The organism is Glutamicibacter sp. M10 (assembly GCF_025452055.1).
In the GTDB taxonomy this organism is placed as follows: domain Bacteria; phylum Actinomycetota; class Actinomycetes; order Actinomycetales; family Micrococcaceae; genus Glutamicibacter.
The window spans coordinates 3,195,882-3,219,268 of the sequence record NZ_CP104918.1 but is presented as its reverse complement, the minus strand read 5'-3'; the positions used below and the strand labels follow the sequence as shown (position 1 = coordinate 3,219,268).

26 protein-coding genes and 1 pseudogene are annotated in these 23,387 nt (G+C 55.7%); 17 read left to right on the top strand and 10 right to left on the bottom strand.

From position 1 onward, the window contains the following. Positions 1 to 46 precede the first annotated feature (46 nt). Positions 47 to 2,323, top strand: coding sequence for an NAD-dependent DNA ligase LigA (gene ligA / locus N6V40_RS15645; protein ID WP_262198180.1), 2,277 nt, complete (start codon positions 47 to 49; stop codon positions 2,321 to 2,323). 2 nt (positions 2,324 to 2,325) lie between these two features. Next, a complete protein-coding gene (locus N6V40_RS15640; RefSeq protein WP_131090114.1) occupies positions 2,326 to 3,126 on the top strand; it encodes an inositol monophosphatase family protein in 801 nt (266 codons plus the stop codon). 10 nt (positions 3,127 to 3,136) lie between these two features. Here N6V40_RS15640 and N6V40_RS15635 read toward each other — a convergent pair whose 3' ends face one another. Genes N6V40_RS15635 through N6V40_RS15620 form a run of 4 tightly spaced genes read right to left on the bottom strand, consistent with a single transcriptional unit; the run spans position 3,137 to position 6,270 of the window. Continuing rightward, entirely contained in the window at positions 3,137 to 3,745 is a 609-nt protein-coding gene (locus N6V40_RS15635) for a hypothetical protein (protein WP_131090113.1), read from the bottom strand. A gap of 55 nt (positions 3,746 to 3,800) precedes the next feature. Next, positions 3,801 to 4,250: an SRPBCC family protein gene (locus N6V40_RS15630; RefSeq protein ID WP_131090112.1), complete on the bottom strand. Its 450-nt coding sequence runs from the start codon at positions 4,248 to 4,250 to the stop codon at positions 3,801 to 3,803. 40 nt (positions 4,251 to 4,290) lie between these two features. After that, positions 4,291 to 5,097 carry a glucosamine-6-phosphate deaminase gene (locus N6V40_RS15625; RefSeq protein ID WP_207306524.1) on the bottom strand — a complete coding sequence of 269 codons (807 nt, stop codon included), beginning with the start codon at positions 5,095 to 5,097 and terminating at the stop codon, positions 4,291 to 4,293. A gap of 27 nt (positions 5,098 to 5,124) precedes the next feature. Then, entirely contained in the window at positions 5,125 to 6,270 is a 1,146-nt protein-coding gene (locus N6V40_RS15620; RefSeq protein WP_131090110.1) for an ROK family transcriptional regulator, read from the bottom strand. 97 nt (positions 6,271 to 6,367) lie between these two features. Here N6V40_RS15620 and N6V40_RS15615 point away from each other — a divergent pair, with 97 nt between their 5' ends. From N6V40_RS15615 to N6V40_RS17795, 9 genes and pseudogenes are all read left to right on the top strand, one after another. After that, on the top strand, positions 6,368 to 6,901 hold the full coding sequence (locus N6V40_RS15615; protein WP_262198179.1) for a GNAT family N-acetyltransferase: 534 nt from the start codon (positions 6,368 to 6,370) through the stop codon (positions 6,899 to 6,901). 54 nt (positions 6,902 to 6,955) lie between these two features. Next, positions 6,956 to 8,869: a penicillin-binding transpeptidase domain-containing protein gene (locus N6V40_RS15610; protein WP_131090108.1), complete on the top strand. Its 1,914-nt coding sequence runs from the start codon at positions 6,956 to 6,958 to the stop codon at positions 8,867 to 8,869. Between the two features lie 71 nt (positions 8,870 to 8,940). Further along, the gene (locus N6V40_RS15605) at positions 8,941 to 9,198 is read left to right on the top strand and encodes a maltokinase N-terminal cap-like domain-containing protein (RefSeq protein ID WP_262198178.1); all 258 of its coding nucleotides are present in this window, start codon (positions 8,941 to 8,943) and stop codon (positions 9,196 to 9,198) included. A gap of 86 nt (positions 9,199 to 9,284) precedes the next feature. Further along, positions 9,285 to 9,491 carry a hypothetical protein gene (locus tag N6V40_RS15600; RefSeq protein WP_262198177.1) on the top strand — a complete coding sequence of 69 codons (207 nt, stop codon included), beginning with the start codon at positions 9,285 to 9,287 and terminating at the stop codon, positions 9,489 to 9,491. A gap of 84 nt (positions 9,492 to 9,575) precedes the next feature. Continuing rightward, positions 9,576 to 9,872, top strand: a complete 297-nt coding sequence (gatC, locus tag N6V40_RS15595) for an Asp-tRNA(Asn)/Glu-tRNA(Gln) amidotransferase subunit GatC (RefSeq protein ID WP_022875011.1) — start codon at positions 9,576 to 9,578, stop codon at positions 9,870 to 9,872. Positions 9,873 to 9,876: 4 nt separating this feature from the next. Then, positions 9,877 to 11,414: pseudogene (gene gatA, locus N6V40_RS15590) on the top strand (Asp-tRNA(Asn)/Glu-tRNA(Gln) amidotransferase subunit GatA). 5 nt (positions 11,415 to 11,419) lie between these two features. Next, complete coding sequence (gene gatB / locus N6V40_RS15585; RefSeq protein ID WP_262198173.1) at positions 11,420 to 12,928, top strand: Asp-tRNA(Asn)/Glu-tRNA(Gln) amidotransferase subunit GatB; 1,509 nt, start codon at positions 11,420 to 11,422, stop codon at positions 12,926 to 12,928. A gap of 143 nt (positions 12,929 to 13,071) precedes the next feature. Then, on the top strand, positions 13,072 to 14,004 hold the full coding sequence (locus tag N6V40_RS15580; protein ID WP_262198171.1) for a hypothetical protein: 933 nt from the start codon (positions 13,072 to 13,074) through the stop codon (positions 14,002 to 14,004). 705 nt (positions 14,005 to 14,709) lie between these two features. Continuing rightward, positions 14,710 to 14,940: a GrpB family protein gene (locus tag N6V40_RS17795; RefSeq protein WP_131090371.1), complete on the top strand. Its 231-nt coding sequence runs from the start codon at positions 14,710 to 14,712 to the stop codon at positions 14,938 to 14,940. Positions 14,941 to 15,012: 72 nt separating this feature from the next. Here N6V40_RS17795 and N6V40_RS15575 read toward each other — a convergent pair whose 3' ends face one another. After that, positions 15,013 to 15,960: a GlxA family transcriptional regulator gene (locus N6V40_RS15575; protein WP_262198169.1), complete on the bottom strand. Its 948-nt coding sequence runs from the start codon at positions 15,958 to 15,960 to the stop codon at positions 15,013 to 15,015. Positions 15,961 to 16,030: 70 nt separating this feature from the next. Here N6V40_RS15575 and N6V40_RS15570 point away from each other — a divergent pair, with 70 nt between their 5' ends. Continuing rightward, positions 16,031 to 16,606: a cysteine hydrolase family protein gene (locus tag N6V40_RS15570; protein ID WP_131090102.1), complete on the top strand. Its 576-nt coding sequence runs from the start codon at positions 16,031 to 16,033 to the stop codon at positions 16,604 to 16,606. A 90-nt stretch (positions 16,607 to 16,696) separates the two neighbouring features. Next, entirely contained in the window at positions 16,697 to 17,236 is a 540-nt protein-coding gene (locus tag N6V40_RS15565) for a GNAT family N-acetyltransferase (RefSeq protein ID WP_131090101.1), read from the top strand. Positions 17,237 to 17,253: 17 nt separating this feature from the next. Here N6V40_RS15565 and N6V40_RS15560 read toward each other — a convergent pair whose 3' ends face one another. Together N6V40_RS15560 and N6V40_RS15555 are read right to left on the bottom strand one after the other, a co-directional pair. Next, on the bottom strand, positions 17,254 to 17,727 hold the full coding sequence (locus tag N6V40_RS15560) for a mycothiol transferase (protein WP_131090100.1): 474 nt from the start codon (positions 17,725 to 17,727) through the stop codon (positions 17,254 to 17,256). A gap of 170 nt (positions 17,728 to 17,897) precedes the next feature. Then, on the bottom strand, positions 17,898 to 18,962 hold the full coding sequence (locus tag N6V40_RS15555; protein WP_262198168.1) for a hypothetical protein: 1,065 nt from the start codon (positions 18,960 to 18,962) through the stop codon (positions 17,898 to 17,900). Positions 18,963 to 19,192: 230 nt separating this feature from the next. Here N6V40_RS15555 and N6V40_RS15550 point away from each other — a divergent pair, with 230 nt between their 5' ends. Next, positions 19,193 to 19,810: a TetR/AcrR family transcriptional regulator gene (locus N6V40_RS15550; RefSeq protein ID WP_262198167.1), complete on the top strand. Its 618-nt coding sequence runs from the start codon at positions 19,193 to 19,195 to the stop codon at positions 19,808 to 19,810. Positions 19,811 to 19,815: 5 nt separating this feature from the next. Here the strand turns inward: N6V40_RS15550 and N6V40_RS15545 are convergent, their stop codons facing one another. Continuing rightward, positions 19,816 to 20,382, bottom strand: a complete 567-nt coding sequence (locus N6V40_RS15545) for a HutD/Ves family protein (protein ID WP_262198165.1) — start codon at positions 20,380 to 20,382, stop codon at positions 19,816 to 19,818. A 160-nt stretch (positions 20,383 to 20,542) separates the two neighbouring features. Here N6V40_RS15545 and N6V40_RS15540 point away from each other — a divergent pair, with 160 nt between their 5' ends. Genes N6V40_RS15540 through N6V40_RS15530 form a run of 3 tightly spaced genes read left to right on the top strand, consistent with a single transcriptional unit; the run spans position 20,543 to position 22,134 of the window. Continuing rightward, positions 20,543 to 20,815 (top strand): hypothetical protein, encoded by a 273-nt coding sequence (locus N6V40_RS15540; protein WP_262198163.1) that lies wholly within the window; start codon positions 20,543 to 20,545, stop codon positions 20,813 to 20,815. After that, complete coding sequence (locus N6V40_RS15535) at positions 20,800 to 21,474, top strand: phosphotransferase (RefSeq protein WP_262198162.1); 675 nt, start codon at positions 20,800 to 20,802, stop codon at positions 21,472 to 21,474. Before N6V40_RS15540 ends, N6V40_RS15535 begins: the two co-directional genes overlap by 16 nt. A gap of 33 nt (positions 21,475 to 21,507) precedes the next feature. Then, on the top strand, positions 21,508 to 22,134 hold the full coding sequence (locus N6V40_RS15530; RefSeq protein ID WP_262198161.1) for a maleylpyruvate isomerase N-terminal domain-containing protein: 627 nt from the start codon (positions 21,508 to 21,510) through the stop codon (positions 22,132 to 22,134). Positions 22,135 to 22,172: 38 nt separating this feature from the next. On the opposite strand, the gene N6V40_RS15525 is transcribed toward N6V40_RS15530, so the two are convergent. Further along, entirely contained in the window at positions 22,173 to 22,850 is a 678-nt protein-coding gene (locus N6V40_RS15525) for an HAD family hydrolase (RefSeq protein WP_262198160.1), read from the bottom strand. Between the two features lie 29 nt (positions 22,851 to 22,879). After that, complete coding sequence (locus tag N6V40_RS15520) at positions 22,880 to 23,326, bottom strand: MarR family winged helix-turn-helix transcriptional regulator (RefSeq protein WP_131090094.1); 447 nt, start codon at positions 23,324 to 23,326, stop codon at positions 22,880 to 22,882. Between the last annotated feature and the right edge of the window lie 61 nt (positions 23,327 to 23,387).

The window sequence follows — 23,387 nt, the reverse complement described above, 5'->3', positions numbered from 1 at the left end:
AGGTCAAGTCTGCGCTTCTGGCATTGAGTGGGGCACAATTGGATATGTGAGTGAAAATTCCGTAACCCCAGTTGAGACCACCAATGCTCCGCCGGAAGCTGAAAAGACCCGCTACGAACAGTTGGTTGAACAGATTCGCGGGCACCGCGATGCGTACTACCAAAATGATGCCCCGCTGATTTCCGACGTTGAGTACGACGCGCAGTTCCATGAGCTGCAGCTACTCGAGGCGAAATACCCGATCTTGGCCGGACAGGATTCACCCACCCAAGAAGTTGGTGGCGAAGTTTCTGCCGCCTTCGCCTCGGTCACTCACGCCAGCCGCATGTACTCGCTGGAAGACGTTTTTTCGCTCGACGAACTCGAAGCATGGCTTGAACGAGCCCAGCTCAACGCCGAACGCCTGCACCCACAAAGCCCAATTAAATGGTTGTGCGAAGTCAAGATCGACGGACTGGCACTGAACCTGACCTACCGAGACGGTAAGTTGGTCCGCGCAGCCACCCGTGGTGATGGCACCACCGGTGAAGATGTCACTCACAATGCCTTGACCATCAGCGATATTCCCCAAGAATTGACCGGTTCAGGGTGGCCCGCAGAATTTGAAGTACGTGGTGAGGTATTCATTGCCACCGATGACTTCAACGCTTATAACGAAATGTTGATTGCCCAGGGCAAAGCGCCATTGGCTAACCCCCGCAACGCAGCGGCCGGAAGCCTACGCCAAAAGGACCCAGAACAAACGGCAAAGCGCCCGCTGAGAATGTTTGTCCACGGGCTAGGACGCAGCCGCGACTTCGACATGACCGAGCAGTCCCAAGCCTATGAGCTCATGCGTGGCTGGGGCCTTCCCGTTTCACCGTATGGCCGGGTAGTTGATAGCCGAGCTGAGGCTAGAGACTACATTGCCGAACATGGGGAAAAACGTCATGACCTGATTCATGACATTGACGGCATTGTCATCAAGGTTAATGACCTGGCCACCCAAGAACAGCTCGGTTACACCTCTCGTGTGCCACGCTGGGCCGTAGCCTACAAATACCCACCAGAAGAAGTGCACACCAAACTGTTGGACATCCAGGTTCAGGTTGGACGCACCGGACGTGTTACTCCTTTTGGTGTCATGGAGCCAGTACTTGTGGCCGGTTCAACCGTGGCCCGTGCAACTTTGCATAACCAAGAAGTGGTCATTGCCAAGAACGTGAAAATCGGCGACACGGTGATCCTACGCAAAGCTGGAGATGTCATCCCAGAAATCGTTGGCCCGGTCTTGCCGCTACGTGAAGGCAATACTGAACTACGCGATTTTGTGATGCCCACTCACTGTCCATCGTGCGGTGAACCTTTGGCGCCAGCCAAGGAAGGCGACGTGGACATCCGCTGCCTCAATGCAGAATCTTGCCCTGCACAGCTCACTGAGCGTGTTGCCTACCTTTCGGGTCGCAGTGCACTAGATATTGAAGCCTTGGGCTACGAAGCTGCGGCCGCTTTGACCAGCGGTCCGGGCGAAGACCCTGCTACCCAAGGCGGGGTAATCCTGCCTGCTGGTCCGGGTCCGTTGCACAATGAAGCGCAGCTATTCAATCTCAAAGACAAGCTCGAAGAGCTCGGCGAGGTAATGGTCTGGCGCGAAAAGCGAGTGAAGGGCGAAGGCACCGGAAAGTTTGAACTGGTCCCGTACTTCTACTCCAAAGCCACCGCCAAGAAGCCTTCGGCACCCACCCGCAGCACCATGAAACTGCTTGATGAGCTGGAGAAAGCCAAAGAAAATCCGCTCTGGCGCGTACTGGTGGCCTTGTCCATCCGGCACGTCGGACCCAATGCTTCGCGTGCAATTGCCACTCGATACGGATCGATGGACGCGCTGCTAGAAGTCTTGGATTCAGGTAATGCTGAAGCTGAACTCAGCGACATTGACTCTGTCGGCTCGATTATCGCCGAAGCCTTAGTGGACTGGTTTAAAGTCGACTGGCATCGAGACATCGTCTCCTCCTGGCAAGCAGCCGGGGTGAAGATGAAAGACGAGCAGGACGCAAACATCACTAAAAATCTTGAGTCTCTGGCCATCGTGGTGACCGGAACTTTGGAGAATTTCTCGCGCGATACCGCGAAGGAAGCCATCATCGTGCGTGGTGGTAAAGCGACCGGTAGCGTCTCGAAGAAGACCGATTTCTTAGTTGCCGGCGAAGCTGCCGGGTCCAAGCTAGATAAGGCGCAGTCTCTGGGTGTGCCAGTGCTGGATGAAGCCGGATTTGTTGTGCTCCTTGACCAAGGACCAGATGCAGCGCGCGAGGTAGCCCTCGCCGCACCTACGGAAGGCTAACGATGGACAAAGCAATTACTCACGATCCACTGGTGCTGGTGGCCCGACGGGCCGCAGCAGCCGGTGCTGAAGTACTAGCTGGCCGTGACGAATCCCAATTTAACATCAGTGATAAGTCTGCCGTTGGGGACTGGGTGACCGATTTTGATCGGGCCTCGGAGGAAGCAATTCGAGCCACCATCACCACCTCGCGACCTAGCGATGAGCTCACCGGCGAAGAGTACCCGAGCGCTAAACCACTGAATCCCAGCGGCGTGCGTTGGAGCATTGACCCGTTGGACGGAACCATCAACTTCGTACGCAACATTGCTTACTACTGTTCATCAGTGGGTGCCTGCCAGCTCGAAGAAGACGGAACCGAAACGTGGGTCGCCGCGGCGATTGTCGCCCCGGCATTGCAAGTGGAGTACTTCGCGGGCAAGGGATTGGGCGCCTGGAAGCAGGACTTGCGCACCGGCAAGCTGACCAAGCTCACTGGCCCGGTAGATTCACCGGCCAAGATTCTGGGCACCGGTTTTGGTTATGACGCGCAGCGTCGTCAATTCCAAGCTCGCGTCTTGGAAGAAATGCTTGCCGATTACGTCAACGTTCGGCGCATTGGTTCTGCCGCCCTTGACCTATGCCTCGTCGCTCAGGGGTCCTTGGACGCCTACGCCGAATACGGCACCCAAGAGTATGACTGGGCTGCTGGCGCACTGATTGCTGAAGAAGCTGGATGCGCTGTGGGTAGGCCTGCAACCTATCCGGGCTGGCAGTACGCCGGACTGGTGGATCCAGCTAAGCTCACTGAGCCAACAAGCTAGTAATTCGCAGCTAGTTCACGAACAGCGCCATGACCTCATGGGCATAGTGGATGAGGATGCCGACGGCTACACCGCCGCACACCTGTGTGGCGGTGTGCTGGAAGCTTCGAAGCCGGGACCACGAGAGCACCGCGATAAAGAGCAAGACCGCAGGTAGTAGGTCCGCTCTCTGGCTGGCCAACTGCAAGATGACGTAGGTGCCCACTGCCAGATGGACCGAAACCTTCCACCAAATATTGATGATCGCAACGGTAAACAAGCCGAGCAAGATGCAGAACACTTCGCGGAAAATTCCGGCACTGGCATTGACCAGCCACAAGATGATCAGACCGATAATGATCATTGTGGCAGTCATCGCGTAAATCAGATGACGCTGATGACGTACGGTGACATGCATGTCGGTAACTGCGCCGCGCCGCTTGGCTAGCGCCAGGATTAGCCACGGAATGATCGTGGTAAATACTGCGGCAAGAACGGCTTCGCTCCAGGCAATCGAGGCATCACGCAGCGGCGTGAGCAACAGCAACAATGTCGCCAAAATAATCGGTGAAAGTACGTGGGAAACGATCAAAGCGATCTTGCGTACCAATGCGCTGGATGGCGAAGCGATCTGCGTCAAAGTCTAAAAGCCTTGCTGGTGTAGGGAAGTGCTGATCAAGGGCACACCTGAAATTCTAGTGTTCGGAATTGATCAGATACGCATTGCGCATGCGGATCAGTCTCGGCAGATACCAGCTGAGCACCAGCCGTTCGGCCAGCCAACCAAGCGGGCCCAACGGGGCTTCAAAATGGATCTGATCCACCATGAGGGTGCCCGTTGTACTCTCAAAAAATTCGTGGACATGATGGAACTTTTTGAATGGTCCGCACACCTGCTGATCGGTGAATGTTCTTGGGGCATCCAGTTCAAGGATTTCTGAGGTCATTCGAACTGGCAGACCAAAATGCTTTGCCTGCCAGGTGACCTGCTCACCCAGTGCGATCTGTCCGGTAACTACACCATCAACTGCCCGCTCCCCGGATTCGGCCATGGAACCAGAGTGAGCATCGATGTTCAACGATTTTTCGAAGAGCTCTTCGCGGGTCATCTCCGTTTTGGTGAAACATTCAAAATACACGGCCATGCCTGTCAGTCTGCCACATTAGGGCACATCAGGGCCCGTTCTATTGCAGGCGTAACTGTATATCGGAGAGTCCAGCAGCGGCATCAGCATAGTATTCGCGAAGTTTTAGTCCAGCTGCAGCTTCTTCATCTAGTACAACTACCGCGTCGGGGTGTAGCTGCAGAACCGATCCGGGGCAGGAAGCTGTCAGTGGTCCTTCGACGGCAGCGGCGATGGCTTCGGCCTTGCCAGCCCCGGTGGCTACAAGAACCAACCGTCCGGCTTCGAGGATTGTGCCTAGACCTTGGGTGACGCAATGGGTGGGTACACCGTCGATTCCGTCAAAGAACCGAGCGTTGTCGTGACGGGTCTTGGCTGCCAGTCGCTTAACTCTGGTGCGACTACGTAGTGCGGATCCGGGTTCGTTGAACCCCAGATGCCCGTTGGAACCAATGCCAAGAATTTGCACCTGGACGCCTCCAGCGGCGGCAATCGACTCGTCGTAGTTTGATGCGTCGGATTCAATAGCTTCCAATGATTCGCCGAGGCCCACAGGGGTGTGTAGTGACTGGGCTGGCAAGCCAATCACATTGCAGACTTCATTGATCAGCGTCTGTCGGTACGACTGCTGATGTGTATCGGGAATGCCGATGTACTCATCGAGTGCAAAACCTTGAGCCTGCGAAAAGTCAGCGCGGCCATCTTTAACTGCAGCAGCTAGCTGCTGGTACAGACCTAGGGGAGAGGAGCCGGTGGCCAAGCCAAGGACCGGTTTCCGTCCAGCGCCATGGTTGGCCAGACCCTCAAGGACACTGCTGGCAGCGATCTTTGCTACCTCTTGTGCTGATTCACCTACGAGCACGCGCATGATGTGTACTCTCCGTTCTGTTGTTGGTTATGAAATGCCTAGTTCGTGGAATAGTACGTTCACTGCTGTACCGCGTAACACCAGGTGCTCGGGGTCATCACTGATGTTCAGTTGGAAATCTTCGCCACGCGCGGTCCGTGAACGTTCGGCAAGGGCGTCTAACAACCATTGAGCCATCTGCGGATTAACTACTTCTGGCGGTCCGGTGAAAATGACATTGCGGATATCGAGCACCGAGATCAGTGGCGCCAACGCGTTGGCTAGAGCAACGCTCGCTTGTTGCCCGACTTCTTCGGCAGACTGCCCAGAAGCTATTGCTTGCAGGATGGCGGGCACTGACGCGTAGGCTTCCAAACAACCTGTCTCACCGCAGCTACAGGGCTTGTTCGCTGTAGGATCTTGTTTAACGTGGCCGAGTTCGCCGGCGGCAAATTTCGAACCGCGCACCAAGGTGTTGTGGGTGATCACGCCGCAACCCACACCTCGTCCAAGGCGAAGCAGTAGCATATGTTCGCTGCCGTGCCCGAAGGTGTGCTCAGCAAGGGTGGCGCAGTCAGCGTCATTAAGAACATGGGTTCTCGTGTTCGTAGCTTGCTGGATTTTGTTGCGTAGGTCGTAGTCGACCCAGTCAAACTTTTCGGCTAATCGGACCACACCCTGCTCGGTCACGATGCCGGGTGTGCCAATGCCAATTCCTACTACTGGCTCCGTGCACTGAGCCAGGGCCTGATTCACGAGTTCTAACAGCTGGGCAGTTGCAGTCTCGCCGGTGGCTCCTTGCTCATGGCTGTCCAAGGTGAAGCTTTGAAGAAGGGTGCCATCAAGATCCATGATGGCGGCGCGGAACGGGAGAATTCCGGAAAGATCCACGCCGATAATGCGCAGCCCAGGGCGGTTGAGATCCACCAGTGTTGCTGGCTTGCCCGGGCGTTTTCCTTCTTTAGGACCGGTTTCAATGACATGGCCCCGGAGCAAAAGTTCTGCCACTAATTCTGAGACGGTGACTCGTGTGAGTTTGGTGGCGCGAGAAAGCTCGGCTCGGCTTAGCGCTCCGCGCTCCATTAAGTTCTGTAACACCAGGGACAAGTTCTGCTCCCTGCCGTGCGCCGGCAAGACGGCGCCACCGTGCGACAGAAAGGTCCCGTCGCGACGTAAGACAGTTTCGGAGCTCATGAGGTTAGTTAACTCTATTAACAAACCTTTGTGCAAGGCCCGGAGTCAATATTTCTCTCGTCTAATTCTGCGCAGACCGTGGCACACTTGAAGCACCATGAATGAGGCAGAAACTTTCACAAGCGTCCACGGCGGAATACTCATAGAACTGGCCACGCCCCAGGATTACCAGCGGGTGGGGGAGCTGACCGCGAGCTCCTATTTTGCCGCCGGACACTTTGACAGTCCCGACCACGAGTATCTGAAATTTGCACAAAAGGTCGCAGAGCGTGCCGAGCAAACCGAAATTTATGTTGCCCGCCGCGATGCTCAGATCCTTGGCTCCATGACTCTTATCCAAGTAGGCAGCGACTACGCGGACATTGCACGTCCTGGCGAATTGGAGATCCGCATGCTCAGTGTTGACCCTTCGGCGCAGCGCAGCGGAGTGGGCCGAGCCATGGTTCAAGCCAGCATTGATCGTGCTCGCAGTCTGCCAAATATCAGCGCGGTGAGCCTGACTACTGGGCTGAGCTGGAATACAGCTCGAGCCCTGTATGAATCTATGGGTTTTGTGCACGATTCACAGCGCGACTGGACGGTGCCCGGTACCGATATCAAGCTGGTGGTCTACTCGAAAGAAATAATCTGAGGCAGACCGACAGGTTATTGTGAACCGGCCTGTCAGCATGAATAGAATGGCTCCATGAGTGCTCTTCGTCGTAGTGTTGTTGCCCTGTCAGTTGCCGCCCTAGCCTTGGGCTCCCTCAGTGCGTGCAGCGCAAAAACACCGGACCCAGCACCGTCCGCCGACGCCCTAGCTTCGGCAATCAACTCCGGTGACTTCAGCGACGTCCAGTTCGCAAGCTCCGATGCACAAGCTGCGGCCAGTGAACAAAAGACCGCCTTTGGTTCCATGGGCGAAGTTAAGCACAGCAGCACCGTGAGTTCAGTGGCCAAGGACGAGGAAGAAACGGACGGCATCAAAACCGCGACGGCCGATATCACCACCGTGTGGGACGTTGATGACACCGACAAAGACTTCAGCTACACCACCAAAGCCGTCTGGGAATTTGATAAAGACGCCGACGCGTGGAAGCTGCGCTTCGACCCAGCAGTGCTTGCCCCGGACTTGCAGGCAGGGGACTACCTCAAAGCCACTGTGGAAGTAGCGGACCGCGGCAGCATCACTGCCGCCGGTGGCGACAAGATCGTCACCAACCGGCCAGTAATCCGTGTGGGTCTGGATAAGACCCGCACCGAGAAAGCCAACTGGAAAGCCTCGGCTAAAAAACTAGCCAAGCTCGTAGACATTGACGAAGACCAGTATGTGAGCACCGTGCTGGCCGCTGGCGACAAGGCCTGGGTGCCAGCGATCGTCTTACGCGATGATTCCAGTCGTGAGGTCAGCGACAACGAGATCAAGGCGATTGAGGGCGCAACCTTCACCAACGATGAAATTCCGTTGGCTCCCACTCGCGAATTTGCCCGACCGCTCCTAGGCGCCGTGGGCGAAGCAACCGCAGAAATCATCAAGAAGTCTGACGGCAAGATCAAGAGCGGTGACCAGGTTGGTACCTCCGGGTTGCAGTCGGCCTACAATGACACTCTTTCGGGCACCGACGGCATCAAGGTTTCGCGCTACAACAAAGCCAACGAGGCCCAGGCGGAGCTGTTCACCACCAAGCCGGTGGCCGGCAAAAATGTGGAAACCACCTTGGACATGGATCTGCAAAAGGCTGCAGATAAGCTCATCGCCGACGCGGATTCAAATTCCGGTATTGTTGCGATCCGCCCATCAGATGGCAGTGTTCTCGCTGCTTCCTCAGGCCCGGTGAGCTCCGGACTGAACACCGCGCTTCAGGGATCCTACGCACCTGGCTCCTCATTCAAGGTAATCAGTGCGCTGGCAATGGTTCGTGACGGGGCCACCGCAAATACCAAGGTCGAGTGCACCGCCAGCACCACCGTGGACGGCAAAACATTCAAGAACTATGACCACTATCCAGCAGCCGAGCTTGGAACCATCCCACTGTCCGAAGCCATTGCTCAATCCTGCAACACCGTCTTCATCAATGAAGGTTCAAAAATCAGCGGCAAGAAGCTCTCTGAAGCTGCCGCAGCCCTAGGATTGACCGGCGAAGACGGAACCGGTGTTGGCGCAGTGCTCGGCTCGGTGCCCGATGATTCAGAAGGAACCACTCAGGCGGCCAACATGATTGGTCAGGGCGTAGTGGAAGCTTCGCCACTGGGTATGGCCACCGTGGTCGCCTCGGTCCAGGCCAAGTCCACCGTCCAGCCTAAGCTGGTAACTTCACCTGAGCCCAAGGCCCCAGCCAAGGCAGCCTCAGCTCTCACCGAAGATGAAGCCAAACAACTCTCCGACATGATGGCCGAGGTCATTGATCACGGAACCCTGAAGGATCTGAACTCCTTGAGCGGGGCAAAGATCATCGGCAAGTCCGGCACCGCAGAATATGACAGCGAGCGCAACGCTCACGCCTGGGCCATCGTTGCCCAAGGCGACTTGGCCGTTGCGGCGTTTGTTGAAGATGGTGACGGTGGCGCGCAAAGCGCTGGCCCGCTGGTCAAGTCCATGCTTGAAGCAGCAGCTAAGTAGTAAAGCAGGACGCAGTCAAGGAACGTTGCTCAGGACTTGTGTCGCAATGATGCAATTGACAGACTAAGCGCATGGGAATTGTCTACAACACCAGTATGTCGCCAACCAAAAACGAGTTGGTTTCCGCTTGGCTGCCCAAGCAGAACTTCTATACGGGTAAAGGCACCCCAAAACTTCAGCACATCGGCGGTTTCCGCTTAGAAGACCCGCAAGGTGAAGTTGGGATAGAACTACGTATCTACGCGGACCATTCGGACACTTCTGACGTGGTTTACCACCTGCCGCTCACCTACCGTGGTGCACCCTTGCCCGGGGAGAAAAGCATCTGATCGGCATCAGCGAGCACGCCATTTTAGGTCCGCGCTACATTTACGATGCTGCCGGCGACCCGGTCTTTGCCGCCCAAGCGCGTCAATTGCTCGCTGGCAAGACCGCACCCCAGCACCATAGTGAGTCATTCACCGATGATCCACGGATCAAGGTCAACGGCAACCCTGCGGGCAAAGAGGCCGCGATCATCCGCAAGCCAGTATCCGGCGCTTCCAGCGCTGATGGGGTCATCGGCTACTGGGAGAACGCGCTGGGCCAAGAACTCACTGGTTTGGTATTGCGCACAGCATAACGAACCGGGCACATAAAGGTCTGATGGTCGGCGCGTAAGGGATAGACTTGTCTATGAAACCAAACCGCCATTTAAGGGAGATACATGTCTGCCATCAGCCGTGAGGACGTTGTGCATCTGGCACACCTTGCCCACATCGAGATGAGCGGCGCAGAGCTGGACAAAATGACCGGTGAGCTCGACGCTATCGTCGGTGCCATTGCGTCCGTCAGCGAAGTCGCCTCCTCCGACGTCCCAGCCACCAGCCACCCAATCCCGCTGACCAATGTGTTGCGCGAAGACACGGTGGGGCAGACGCTGAGCATCGACGAAGTTCTGCTCAACGCCCCAGATTCTGATTCGGACCGCTTTAAGGTCCCAGCAATTCTGGACGGTGAATAATTTCATGAACGAACTGATTAAGCTTTCCGGCACCGAGTTGGCCGCCAAGCTGCGCGCTGGCGAAGTCACTTCCGTGCAGGCAGTACAGGCGCACCTGGATCGCATTGCTGAAGTGGACGGCGCGCTCAACGCCTTCCTGCACGTGAACGCCGAAGAGGCGCTCGCCGTAGCAGCAGAAGTTGACGCCATCCGTGCCGCAGGCGGCGCCGACGCAGAAGCACTGCACCCACTGGCCGGCGTGCCCATCGCCATCAAGGACCTGATCGTCACCAAGGGCCAGCCAACCACCGCAGCATCAAAGATGCTCGAAGGCTGGATGAGCCCGTACGACGCAACCGTGATCGAGAAGATCCGTGCTGCCAAGCTGCCAATGCTTGGCAAAACCAACCTCGATGAATTTGCCATGGGTTCCTCCACCGAGCACTCCGCGTACGGTGTGACTCGCAACCCTTGGAACCTGAACCGCATTCCTGGCGGTTCCGGCGGCGGCTCGGCTGCTGCAGTGGCTTCTTTGAAGCTCCACTGGCACTGGGTACCGACACCGGTGGTTCCATCCGCCAGCCAGGTGCTGTCACCGGCACCGTTGGCGTGAAGCCAACCTATGGCGCGGTATCGCGTTACGGTGCGATCGCTATGGCTTCCTCGCTGGACCAGATCGGCCCGGTATCGCGTACCGTGCTGGACTCGGCTTACCTGCAGGAATTGATCGGCGGACACGATCCGAAGGATTCCACCTCACTGCCAAAGGACCTTGAAGGTCTGGTTGCTGCCGCTGAGGCTGGCGCCACCGGAGACCTGAAGGGGCTGCGTGTTGGTGTCATCAAGGAACTGCAGGGCGAGGGCTACCAGGAAGGCGTGCAGGCACGCTTCAACGAGTCGCTGGAACTGCTCAAGGCTGCCGGCGCAGAAATCGTTGAGGTTTCCTGCCCGAACTTTAAGTACGCGCTGGGCGCCTACTACCTGATCATGCCTTCGGAAGTATCCTCCAACCTGGCCAAGTTCGACGGTGTTCGTTTTGGCAAGCGTGTGCTTCCACAAGAGGGTCCGATGACCATCGAGCGGGTTATGGGTTCCACCCGTGCCGCTGGTTTTGGCGATGAGGTTAAGCGCCGCATCATCCTAGGTACCTACGCACTGAGCGCCGGCTACTACGACGCCTACTACGGTTCAGCGCAGAAGGTCCGCACCCTGATTCAGCGTGACTTTGACGCCGCGTTTGAGCAGGCTGACGTACTGATTTCGCCAACCGCTCCAACCGTAGCTTTTGAGCTGGGCGCCAACGACAATGACCCGCTGGCCATGTACCTCAACGACGTGGCAACCATCCCGGCTAACCTCGCTGGCATCCCAGGCATCACCGTGCCTGGCGGCCTGTCCGAGAACCTGCCGGTAGGCATCCAGTTCCTGGCTCCGGCCTTCCAAGACGCACGTCTGTACCGTGCCGGCGCCGCACTGGAAACCCTGCTGGAAAAGCAGTGGGGTCAGTCGCTGATCTCGCAGGCACCAGCCATTGACACCGCTTCGATCGCGCAGGAGGCCTAGAGATCATGAGCAACTACACCGATGAATTGGTCGACTTCGACGAAGCACTGGATCGCTACGATCCGGTACTGGGCTTTGAGGTCCACGTCGAGCTGAACACCAAGACCAAGATGTTCTCCGACGCACCTAACGCCTTTGGCGATGCGCCGAACACCAACGTCACCCCGGTAGACCTGGGCCTGCCCGGCGTACTGCCAGTGGTCAACAAGACCGCCGTCGAGTACTCCATCCTGATCGGCCTGGCACTGAACTGCCAGATCGCCGAGAAGTGCGGCTTTGCCCGGAAGAACTACTTCTACCCGGACACTCCAAAGAACTTCCAGACCTCCCAGTTCGAAGATCCAATTGCCTACGACGGCTACCTGGACGTTGAGCTGGAAGATGGCGAAATCTTCCGCGTTGAGATTGAACGTGCCCACATGGAAGAAGACGCCGGCAAGCTGACCCACATGGGTGGCGCAACCGGTCGTATTCAGGGTGCTGACTACTCGCTGGTGGACTACAACCGTTCAGGTGTGCCACTGGTCGAGATCGTCACCAAGCCAATTACTGGTGCTGGCAAGCGCGCACCAGAACTGGCCAAGGCCTACGTGGCTGCAGTGCGCGAAATCGTGAAGAACCTGGGTGTTTCGGACGCCAAGATGGAACGCGGCAACGTACGTTGCGACGCCAACGTTTCGCTGATGCCCAAGGGCGCCGAGAAGTTCGGTACCCGTACCGAAACCAAGAACGTCAATAGCTTGCGCGCCGTTGAGCACGCAGTGCACTTCGAGATCGAGCGTCACGCAGCGGTGCTGGATTCCGGAGCCAAGATCGTTCAGGAAACCCGCCACTGGCATGAAGATACCCGTAGCACCACCTCGGGTCGTCCAAAGTCAGATGCTGATGACTACCGCTACTTCCCAGAGCCTGACCTGGTGCCTATCGTCACCACCGTTGAGTGGATCGAAGAGCTGCGCGGCCGTCTGCCAGAACCACCGGCCGAGCGTCGCAAGCGCCTGAAGGCTGAGTGGGGCTACGCGGACAAGGAATTCCGCGACGTCGTCAACGCCGGTGTGCTCGACGAGATCGAAGCAACCATTGCTGCTGGTGCCTCGGCTGCTGTAGCCCGTAAGTGGTGGATGGGCGAGATCGCTCGTCTGGCCAAGGCTGCGGACAAGGACATCGCTGCTCTGGGCGTTACTCCTGCGACCATCGTTGAACTGAACTCGCTCATTGAGGGCAAGAAGATCAACGATAAGATCGCTCGCCAGGTACTGGAATTTGTCATTGCTGGCGAAGGCACCCCAAGCGAAATCGTTGACAAGCGCAGCTTGGCTGTCGTGAACGACGATGACGCACTGGGCAAGGCCGTGGATGATGCCATGGCTGCGATGCCTGATGTCGTCGAGAAGATCAAGGGCGGCAAGATGCAGGCCATCGGTGCGCTGATGGGCCCTGTCATGAAGGCTACCCGCGGACAGGCCGACGCCGGCCGCGTTCGTGAAATCGTGATGGAGAAGCTGGGACTCTAGTCCTAACACTTCAGCTAGGTCGTGCTGGCCCCGGAGTTCCCTTTGGGAAGTCCGGGGCCAGCGTTTTAACCGAAGCCGTAATGATGTCATGTTGATGACTCATGGTTTTATGAGGCATTTTGATATTCGGATAAAATCTGAGCATGATCAATGCATCTCGTGGAGTAAAGATTTTCGGCTTTGTCGCAACTCTGGTCCTACTGCTTGCTGGCTGTAGTTCACCCGATTCTGAGCTGAAGACTACTACGCCCACACTTGTGCCCTCGCCAAGTAAAACGGCGCCTGCGATCAAGTCTCTACGAGATGCAGATCTTGGAAATAAGACTTGGATTGACCCGTTGGCTGCTTCGGAGAAAGACAGCAAAGTAAAGCTTGTTGACTCGAAAGCCAGTGACGAATTCAGCAGTTTTGAGCTTGGCAAGATTGTTTATGCGGATCTGAACGGTGACGGCGTGGACGATGCCGTCGCAGCGTTTACGAGCACTTCCGGCAACGCTTATTGGCAACACTATATTGCGTGGGTAGCTACCAAACAGGGACCTGTTCAGGTTCCCGGCGAGATCGCTTATACGCATAATTGCGGATCAACAGTTCGCAGTGTTGTCCCTGCCAAACGAGGCATCAAAATCACTGAATATCTACGCAGCAACTTCCAAGATACTGCGTGTTCTGAAAATGGCCCGCTGAAGCAGGAACGAACGGTAGGCGTCCAAAAGTTTGCTGGCGATGACCAGTACCATCTTGTGCGTACGGACCAGCCTGGGGGATATGGCGGTTACTGTCATCCGGAGGCAAAGGGTGAGACTATCGCGGTTTCAATCCCGATTTATTCTGCCCCGAATGCCAAGAGCAAGATGCCTCTGAAGCCTCAAGCAATGATGGGCTACATGGCCGGACCAGATGCTGTCGGTGAAGTAACTGAAGATGGACAGTGGTCACTAGGCTCCGTGATGATCAGGGATGAACAAGCGGAATCGGGCATGCAGGCTCGTTGCGCCTGGATACCAACGACCAAGAACCCACTGCATACTGACGGTCAAGCGGTGTTGGGTGAAAACGGGAAACCAGTCGGGTAGTGCGTTACTCCGGCATGTTGTCCGGTCCGCACTAAAACGATTGTTTGACGGCTTGGATATGGTCCCCGGAGCTAAGCTCCACTCCAAATGGAGCACATGCGACTGCCAATAATGAACGACGATTGATCGAGTGATCTGGTTATTTAGCGCAAGCTAGGGTGTGTAATACAAGAATACCTCCAGTATTTTACTGGAGGTATTTATGGAACAAATGCGAACTGCAGTTTGTCATCAGTTGGAGTGCGTGAGGTCAATGAGGCTCTGGTAAGGGATCGCTCGACGAGGAGCGACGAAATGAGCAAGACGCCGGCACCGGAAATCCAAGGAACAAAGCCCAGTACTTCTGTGTAGTCATTGAATAACCAACGCGTGATGGCGAAAGTCAGGAACGATATTCCTAGACACACCAGAAGCGAACCCCATTTGGCCTTTTCGCTGACACCGTTCCAAAGTGGCACCGATTCGTTTTTGGATTTACCGTCTAACCCTAGCCAAGCCAGCAAAAGCCCCACGTTCCCTTCAGCATGAGCGGCACCAAGCTTCAACGCGGTGCAAATGGTATTTTCTAGTCGGCTTTAACACTATGCTCACGTCAAGTGATTTTCTATAGTCCTTTTGGATGAGTGGAGCCACCTGTAAGGAAAAATGTCATCTGCTCGTCGGCGAAACGTGAATTGATCGAGCTCAAGCGTTCGCTGAGCATCAATATTTGGCATTCCAGATATCGCAGACGCGTCTGTGCATCGTAGTGCCCTTGAAGGTCTGAGCCCGGTGGTGCGACATCGACAAACCGATCATCGTCTCTTTCGCCCGCCTGCGGGGAAACCACGAACCGTGCATGTTCACGTGTGTGAGACTGGATCAAAGTGGGAACAAGATCATATGGCGTTTCGAGACCGACTCAGAACAGAGGCAACTTTGGTCATTGCTACGTAAATCTGAAACTGGGATTGGCCAAGAGCGTTGGAAGCGACCGCCTTGCCTATACGAGCAGAAAGTCTCAGTTCATCAAGGACGTGGTTGACGGAACGTCGATGCGTGACTGGTTGGTGTGATCCCCAGCCTGGCGGTGAAGTGCTTTCGTAGTAGATCGTCTGATGCGAAGCCGACCTCGCGAGCTATGGCACCAACCGACAAGCCAGTTTGTTCAAGAAGCCGTTGAGCCTCTTGCACTCGTAGATCATTGAGCCATCTGACCGGTGTTGTTCCTACAGTGGCAGAGAACCAACGGTGAAAAGTCCGGGGAGACATTGCGCAAATTGCTGAGAGATCTTTGACGCTCCACGGTCGTTGAAGATCTGCTCTAACCTCAAAATGCAGGTTTTCGACTGATGGCGCTGAGCTTGTTGGAGTGTTCGTATCCGCGTATTGAGCTTGAGTACCCGGCCTAAAAACTGGGGTGACCATAGCCTTTGCAACAGTCTCTGCGGCGCTGGTTCCCCAGTCCAGACGAACCAATTGCAATAAGAGATCAACTCCAGCGGTGACACCGGCCGAAGTCCATACTTTGTCTTCGCCGCAATATAAATCGCGCGCTTTGACGTGAATTCTTGGGTAGCGTCGGACTAGTTCATCGGCATAACGCCAGTGCGTCGTTGCCTGTCGTCCATCAAGAAGTCCGGCGGCAGCCAGCGTGAATGCCCCGGTGCATAACGATGCTACAAGAACGCCGGCTGATGCGGCCCGTGCAACCGTTGAAACTTCCCGAGCATCAAGTTCCGCGAGTGGGTCCTCACTTCCAGGAACCACAAGCATGTCGAGCTCCTCCACCGTATCCAGACCATGGGTGCGGCGTATCGAGTGGAGCGGATCAAGATCAGTGATTGCCCTGGCGGCAAGGATTCGCACCGTCGGCCGAGGGAGCCCTCGATCCGAGCGGTCATCGTACACCTCGCGCACAACCGCAAGATCAAACGCACGGCGTCCCGGTCCAACTAAAATTCCCACATTGGTCATGGCGCAATCTTATCGAACACTGTCATTCCTGCCACTGGTTGAGTCCTTTGAACACTGGTGAACTAGAGACATGATTAGAAATGAAAAGACAGCATTGATTGTGGTTGATATGCAGCATGGTTTTTACGATGCCTCATGGGGTCCAACGATCAATTACCCCGCATGCGAGAACAACGTTGAGCAACTGCTAAAGGCTTGGTCCTCAAAGCAAATGCCGATAGTCATAGTTAGGCACGATAGTCGAAATTCGGATTCGCCCTTGTACGTCCAAGGGCCCGGAAATGAACTTCAAGAATCGGTGCAGGCAGTCATCCCTGATCTATTGGTGTCCAAAACGGTGAACTCATCATTCTATGGTGCTCCGGATTTGGAACAGTGGCTTAGAGCTAGGCAGATCAATCAGATTGTGGTCTGTGGAATCCAAACCAACTTTTGTGTAGAAACGACCGCTCGCATGGGAGGCAATCTTGGGTTCGATGTCATCGTGCCGCTCGACGCTACCCGAACTTTTGATCTGGCAGGACCCGATGGCACCGTAATTTCGGCAGCCACTCTCATGCAGGTTACGGCGACGAATCTGCATGGAGGTGGCTTTGCTAAGGTGGTTTCCACGCAGGACGTCTTGAGTTCATTGACAGAGGTATGACATGACAGTGGCCATTTTCTAGAGCGAGATTGACACCTGCATTCATGAATAGGGTAATCAAGACCGACATGGTTTGTGTAGGCTGGCGCCATGAAGATCTCGTTTACGTCGATGGGACCGGAAGACAGCAACGCCATCGTCACGTTTTTATCTACCAACAACTTCCCGTTCCACGTTCGTCGAGAATGGACAGAAGTGGAGTTAACAGGGGTAGTCGATGGCGGAAGATATTGGAACAACGAGAGCCAGGGTTTTTGGATCATTGGCGACGGCGAATGCCTCGGAATGGCAGTGCTGGAAGACCTGGAAGACGACACCCCAATGTTTGACCTGCGCTTGGCGGGGACTTATCGGGGATTAGGTCTGGGTGTCCTAGTGCTGAAGGAATTAACCGACAAGGTTTTTAATGACCACCCTGAGACTCTGCGATTCGAGGGCCAAACCAGAGAAGACAATCTTGCGATGCGTAAAACTTTCGTTAAAGCAGGTTTCCTCAAGGAGGCCCACTACCGGATGAGTTGGCCCGCCGATGACGGTACAAGAATGGCGTCAGTCGCCTACGCAATTCTCCGTCAGGACTGGGAGAGTGGTGAAACTACCCGGTTCGACTGGAACGACTTGCAAGTCTGACTTCGCTGATCAAGATCTCATTTAGCGGGGTGGCACAAGAAATCACGAGTGATTTCTAGATGGCCCAGGTGTTGGCAAAGCTCTTTGTGCACATGCATGAGGACGCCTTCGCAGGTGGCCATCCAATATTCGACATCACGACCCGGTGGCATAACGGCGGGAGGCTGCTGTAACTCGGTGCGCGAGATATCTGCAACGAATGCTGTTCGGGCTTCGGAAGCCAACATCAACGCTTCCGCCTTCACCATTTTTGCGTTGAACTCAGCGTCTCGGTCGCGGGGGACTGCGATGCCGAGGTTGACCGTTGAAGACCAGCGACGCGTCATGCCACAACAGTGCAACAAGATTTGCACCGGCGAATTGCTGCCTTCGATAGGCAAGCATCTATTGATCAATTCCTCCGGAATGTCATCGACAGTTTTATAGAGCTGGTCAAACTTTTCAAGGATAAGTTGAACGAGAATTTGTTCGCTGGCTGCCGATGAACTCATGCCATGATTCTAGACCGGATCCTGAGGACAGTTCCTTATCTGGATAGGTAAGCGACTAGTCCAGAGTCTACTTCTAGAGCACGGCGGATCAGATCCGTCCGTGCTCTTGAAAAGTGTTCTATTGAGAAGCACGTCAACTGGGCCATCAACAAGTTGACGGCCCAGCTAAATTAGGAAGCGTGCTTCCCAGCATGGGCTGTTTCCAGCGTGCTTTCTGGCATGTGCATTGATTCTTTGGCACGGAAATGCCCAATCAAAGTTAATACGACACCGAGCAAGACCCATGCGCCAAGAGTCCACCACTGACCAGCGGTAGAAGCTTCAGGGAAGTAGCTCAGCGATCGAATGAGTGATCCGGAAGCGCCTGGGACCAGATGCTGTCCGATCGCACCCCATGGGGCAGCCAAGAATTGCCACGGCATGGTTGCACCCGACAGGGGATTGCCGATAAACATCGTCAGTACGGCGCCGATTCCGATACCTGCCCGGCTAATCAGTGAGGTGCAGCCAACGATGAAGGATGCGGTTGCCATCATTGTCAGTCCCATGGCCAGGGAATTCATCAAGAATTCACCCTGAAGGTACTGGAACCAGGTCTGCATAATGAACGCGATAACGAGCCCTGCGAAAATTGCAAAGCTAGCTACGGCGACCAAACGCCGCACTGGGCCGGTGATCAGCAATGAAATAAGTACGCCGCCAATCATGCCGCCGATGGCCATCGGGAAGGACGCTGAAGCAAGCCCGGAACCATTTGGATCATGCTCGGAGAAGGGGACCACTGGGGTGACCGCGACCTTCACGGACGCTGGGTCGCCGCCAGCTTTAGCTACTTGCTGTGACACCTGAGCCTGCAACTGGGTAGCTACGCCAGTTAGCATCTGAGCTGATACCGGGCTTGCTGCGGGAGCAGTCAAAACCTCAGGAACTTCGGCGCCTGAACCCAGGACGATGGCTCCGTACGTCTGCTGGGATTCAATTTGGTCCACGGCATCCGCGCGATCTTGTGCCGTGACGAACTCAAAGGTATTGCTCTGGCCCATGGCACTTTGGAGAGCGGATACTTTGGCCTGATCGCCTGAAATGCTGACCGGCAGATTTTCTGCCTGCGCGGTTTTGCCGGGCCAGAGGAAGGCGAGCACAACAACTGCCAGCACGAGTGAGGCTAGGGCTCCGATGACCACCGCGACTGGCCATTTTGTATGTGGTGTTGGGGTGGTTACTTGGGATGTCATGGCTGACTCCTCCGTTGATTTCAGCACGAGGGCGGGCAGTGGCAGAAAGGTAAAATCTGCGACCGACGGTCTTCTTGAGGGAAGTTTTATGGCGGAGAGTGGCTTTCGCCGAGAACTGTTGGGTCTCGAATGGGCTTCTCCACGCAGAGTCAGATTTTCGAGATGTCATGGCTCTTGATCATTAACTCTACACCTGAGGAATTCCTCAGGTGTAGAAGTATACTGGAAATATGAGTGATCAAGACGAGCAGCCCCTCCATAAGCGCCCCACTGGACGCCGTTCCGGTGACAGTGGCACGAAGGAAGCAATTCTGGATGCTGCGCGAGAACTGTTTTCGCAGAGGGGTTATGACTCGACGTCAATTAGAACTATTGCCACGTCAGCCGGTGTTGACCCCGCACTGATTCGCCACTTCTTTGGGGACAAGGCGACCCTATTTGCGACAACCTTGACTGAGCACACAACCATCCCACAGCGACTAGGAAATGCCTTTCTTGGTGATCCTGCCCATATAGGTTCCCGAGTGGTCGATACCTACCTTCACCTTTGGGAAGAAGAGGAAACTCGCCACATCATGTTGGCACTAGTTCGGTCCGCTTCCACTTCAAATAGCGCGGCGGATATGCTCAAGACGGTCCTCGGATCACGAATGCGGGGCGTTCCGCAGCTCTCCGAAGCTGATCCGGATCAAAGTAAGCGAGTTGCCCTGGCCGCCGCTCACATGCTCGGCATTGGCTTCACCCGCTATGTCATCCAACTCCCGGACATTTCCTCGCGGACTCATGAGGAGATCGTCGCTGAGGTCGGCCCGACCATCCAAAGGTACTTGACCGGGACGCATCGCTAACGAGTTCAGGCCTCGGAGTCACTGACCTTGGCTAAAGGGGTGAAGGCCACCAGATAAAAATGACCCGCGGTGGTGACCTGCGATTCTGCGGGAACTATGAGTGCATCCAGCCGAGCCAGAGGCTCGCCGTCAGCCCGGCAATACTCATCTAGTGCAACAAGGATTTTCCCTTCCCCACTTGTTGCCCTGAGGCTGGCAGCGCCGATAGTCGACACCTTGGCCTCCCACTTTTCGCCGACGAACATAAGGTTGAGGGCCAAGAATCCAGTGCCAAGTGGCGCAACTGAAACTTCATCTTCACCAGCGAACGCTACCTGTTCACCTGCGTGAAGACGATGGGCTTGGCCACCAATATTCAAGTCGATCTCGCCAGGGCCTAGGGCGACCTGAATCCGCTGGATTCCAGGGTATTGGCTATAGGGCTGAGCCTGAGAAATTTCCGCTACGCTAACTTTCCACGACCACGCCCCACGGGCATCTGAATCGCTAAGGACAGTGCGCGATACGCCCTTGCCGTTCTTCCACGGCTGTGCCGAAAGATCTGCGTAGCGAACGACGGGCAGTGCCTGCATAGAGGTCAGCTTCCTCAATAATCTAAGTGGCTTTTGATCATCATTTTGCCATCAGGGTCGGCTCCCAAATCAATTCTTGACGGCAGGCCGGTCCCAATTCTGAGTTCGCTTCGAGGAGTCAGAGTACGGTCCATTCCAAGCGAAAGATTAGTATTGAGCGATGAGCAACCCGCCAGCTAAGAAGTCCGTCATGCCCGAGGCAGAAGTCGCCATCGATCTGGCAATGGTTCGAGGGCTGATAGCAACGCAAGCGCCACAGTGGGCTCATGAAGAAATCAGCTATCTTGCCACCGGTTGGGACAACGAGGTTTATCGTCTCGGAGATTCCCTGCTGATCCGTTTACCCCGAAGACAAATGGGGAGGGGATCGGCGTCAAAGAGCGCCGTTGGCTTCCGCAATTGGCAAAGGACACCGGGGTGGATATTGGCCTAGCGATCTTTGAAGGTCAGCCGACTGACAGCTACCCCTTTACCTTTTCGATTTGCCGCTACGTTCCTGGAAATAGCGCAGCTCAACTCAAACGCCAAGATCGCGATGAATACGCGGAAGTATTTTCTGAACTGTTGCGAGCTCTGCATCAACCCGCCAGCTCGCCGGAACCGCGAAGCGAATTTCGTGGTTGTGCCTTGACGCTGGTTGATGCGCGGACTCATGAGCAAATTTCAAACTTGGATGCCGCATTGCAAGCTGATGCTTTGGCAATTTGGCAGGATGCCTTGGAGGCGGAGAACTATGAAGATGCCCCAGTATGGCTGCATGGTGACCCGCATCCATACAACACCGTTGTTGGTCACGAGTTGCCACATCCGTCAGTCTGTCTCGTTGATTACGGGGACTTGTGTGTTGGCGACCCGGCCTCGGATCTAGGTATGTTCTGGATGCATTTCACGCCTGTGGGCATTAGTCGTGCGTTCGAGAGTTACGGCATTGAAGCTGGCAGTCCAACGTGGAAACGAGCGCGTGGTTGGGGACTTCGATATGCCATGCTGACCGCAGATCTTGGCGCCGATGATCTTCTGGGCGTAGTCGGACGCGAGAGCCTGGGAGTACTCCTTGGCAGCTCAGACCGTAACCTGAATTCAAGCAACTGAGCACTGTCGGGTCTGGTCAGCGAGAGGATCACCATGGATCTCGAGAAAAATCCGAGCATAGCGGCACGTTTATGTCTCAAATCCCACGCGGAATTATTGCAGCATGTGGCTGGCCTCAGCGAGGCGGAAATGCGGCAGAACAGTAATTTGCCTGATTGGTCGGTGGGCCACGTGTTGACGCATCTTGCGCGAAATGCCGATGCACATGCACGTCGTATGGACGGGGCCTTGAATGGTGAGGATGTTCCCAAATACGCGAACGGTCCAGAGCAACGGCGTCAGGAAATTGAGGACGGTGCGAAGGACTCAGCAGCTGAAATCTTGGCTGACCTGGAAGCGAGTGTTCGCCATCTAGATGGAATTCTTGAGCAAAGCGAACAGGCTGGCTGGCCCAACTCCGATTTCATGGGAGGTGGGCACTATGGGGTCGGTGGTTGCCCGGCTCACCGCCTACGTGAAGTACAAATGCACCTTGTTGATCTTGGGCTGGGATATACGCCAAGCCAGTGGAACGAAGACTACGTAGCGTGGGATCTTGGCAATCTACTGGCCACCGTTCCCGAACGATTGGCGAGCCCGCAAGCGCGTGTCGAGCTAGTTGCTTGGTTGGCTGGGCGCGGTCCGTTAGGAAAGGGCTTTGCTTTGGAGCCCTGGGGCTGACCAGTTCCTCCCCGACGACTATCGGGTTCTTTCCTCAGCTAGGCCTGGGTAAGAAGTGATGGCAACTGATCCATGTGCATGAACACCTCGGTAGCGCCGGCACCCAGGAGTTTCTCCTTAGTGCTGCTGATCGGTCCACCGGGGCAGTATCCAAAGACCGTGGCTCCGGCCGCAACGCCGGCGGTCACTCCGGTAACGGTATCCTCAACCACGGCTGCCTGAGTCGGATCAATCTCCAGTCCAGCGGCGGCAGCCAAGTAGACATCGGGGGCCGGTTTACTGTGCGCATATTCCATGCCGCTATAAACGTGAGTGCCGAAGGAAGAAGCCATCCCGGTAATCGACAGCTGCATCTCGACCTTGCCTCGGTCTGCTCCCGTGGCGCACGCGATCTTGTTTTTATACACGCGTGAAATCAGCTGCACTGCGTTCAAGGCGCCAGGCACGGCTTGCAGGTTTGAGCGCAACGCGACATCTCTACGTTCCCTGAACTGGCTGATCCACTGCTCATCAATACGCACGCCAGTGTGAGTCAGGATTGGTTCCCACTGGTCCTTCAGGGCTTTGCCGATGAAGATGCTGATGCATTCTTCTTGGCTAATGTTCCATCCAAGCTCGATGAGCATCTGTCGGAGAACTGCGTTGGTGATGGACTCAGAATCAACGAGTACACCGTCGCAGTCAAAGAGGACGGCAGAGAATTTTGGACGCAACAAGCTACCCCTTCTACACAATGGGCGATCGACTAGGCCAGTGAGAACTCGTGAAGAATGCGGGCCAAAGGTGCCAGCTCGGGCTGTTCTTCGGCTTGCTTCAGGATGCGTTCTAGCGTGGCATCGTGGATGGGCTTGGCCTTCTGATACAGCTCATGGCCCAACGGGGTCAGCTCGGTGTAGATCCCGCGGCGATCGTCGGCGCACAATACGCGTGAGAGCAGGTTCCGATCTTCTAGCCGGGTGACTAGTCGGGTGGTGGCGCTGGGGCTTAATGCAGTGGCGCGAGCAAGCTGCGCCATGCGCATATGCCAACCATCCTGCCGGTTCAAAGCGTCCAACAATGTGTACTCGACCACAGACAGGCCAACCTCAGTGGTGAGATCTTTTTCTAGTGCGGCATCGATTAATCCGTGCAATGACGCCAATGTACGCCATCCTCGTGCCCGGATTTCTACCGCATCATCTGCGATTCCCATGGCTTCCTCCAAATTACTTGCTTGCGCTGGTTAGTTGCGCGTGCAACGATAGTATTCATCG

Excerpts from the sequence above, each read along its gene's own strand:
- N6V40_RS15640 (WP_131090114.1), top strand. The coding sequence starts at position 2,326 with ATGGACAAAGCAATTACTCACGATCCACTGGTGCTGGTGGCCCGACGG.
- N6V40_RS15630 (WP_131090112.1), bottom strand. The coding sequence starts at position 4,250 with ATGGCCGTGTATTTTGAATGTTTCACCAAAACGGAGATGACCCGCGAA.
- N6V40_RS15625 (WP_207306524.1), bottom strand. The coding sequence starts at position 5,097 with ATGCGCGTGCTCGTAGGTGAATCAGCACAAGAGGTAGCAAAGATCGCT.
- N6V40_RS15620 (WP_131090110.1), bottom strand. The coding sequence starts at position 6,270 with ATGAGCTCCGAAACTGTCTTACGTCGCGACGGGACCTTTCTGTCGCAC.
- N6V40_RS15615 (WP_262198179.1), top strand. The coding sequence starts at position 6,368 with ATGAATGAGGCAGAAACTTTCACAAGCGTCCACGGCGGAATACTCATA.
- N6V40_RS15610 (WP_131090108.1), top strand. The coding sequence starts at position 6,956 with ATGAGTGCTCTTCGTCGTAGTGTTGTTGCCCTGTCAGTTGCCGCCCTA.
- N6V40_RS15605 (WP_262198178.1), top strand. The coding sequence starts at position 8,941 with ATGGGAATTGTCTACAACACCAGTATGTCGCCAACCAAAAACGAGTTG.
- gatC (WP_022875011.1), top strand. The coding sequence starts at position 9,576 with ATGTCTGCCATCAGCCGTGAGGACGTTGTGCATCTGGCACACCTTGCC.
- gatB (WP_262198173.1), top strand. The coding sequence starts at position 11,420 with ATGAGCAACTACACCGATGAATTGGTCGACTTCGACGAAGCACTGGAT.
- N6V40_RS15580 (WP_262198171.1), top strand. The coding sequence starts at position 13,072 with ATGATCAATGCATCTCGTGGAGTAAAGATTTTCGGCTTTGTCGCAACT.
- N6V40_RS15575 (WP_262198169.1), bottom strand. The coding sequence starts at position 15,960 with ATGACCAATGTGGGAATTTTAGTTGGACCGGGACGCCGTGCGTTTGAT.
- N6V40_RS15570 (WP_131090102.1), top strand. The coding sequence starts at position 16,031 with ATGATTAGAAATGAAAAGACAGCATTGATTGTGGTTGATATGCAGCAT.
- N6V40_RS15565 (WP_131090101.1), top strand. The coding sequence starts at position 16,697 with ATGAAGATCTCGTTTACGTCGATGGGACCGGAAGACAGCAACGCCATC.
- N6V40_RS15560 (WP_131090100.1), bottom strand. The coding sequence starts at position 17,727 with ATGAGTTCATCGGCAGCCAGCGAACAAATTCTCGTTCAACTTATCCTT.
- N6V40_RS15555 (WP_262198168.1), bottom strand. The coding sequence starts at position 18,962 with ATGACATCCCAAGTAACCACCCCAACACCACATACAAAATGGCCAGTC.
- N6V40_RS15550 (WP_262198167.1), top strand. The coding sequence starts at position 19,193 with ATGAGTGATCAAGACGAGCAGCCCCTCCATAAGCGCCCCACTGGACGC.
- N6V40_RS15545 (WP_262198165.1), bottom strand. The coding sequence starts at position 20,382 with ATGCAGGCACTGCCCGTCGTTCGCTACGCAGATCTTTCGGCACAGCCG.
- N6V40_RS15540 (WP_262198163.1), top strand. The coding sequence starts at position 20,543 with ATGAGCAACCCGCCAGCTAAGAAGTCCGTCATGCCCGAGGCAGAAGTC.
- N6V40_RS15530 (WP_262198161.1), top strand. The coding sequence starts at position 21,508 with ATGGATCTCGAGAAAAATCCGAGCATAGCGGCACGTTTATGTCTCAAA.
- N6V40_RS15520 (WP_131090094.1), bottom strand. The coding sequence starts at position 23,326 with ATGGGAATCGCAGATGATGCGGTAGAAATCCGGGCACGAGGATGGCGT.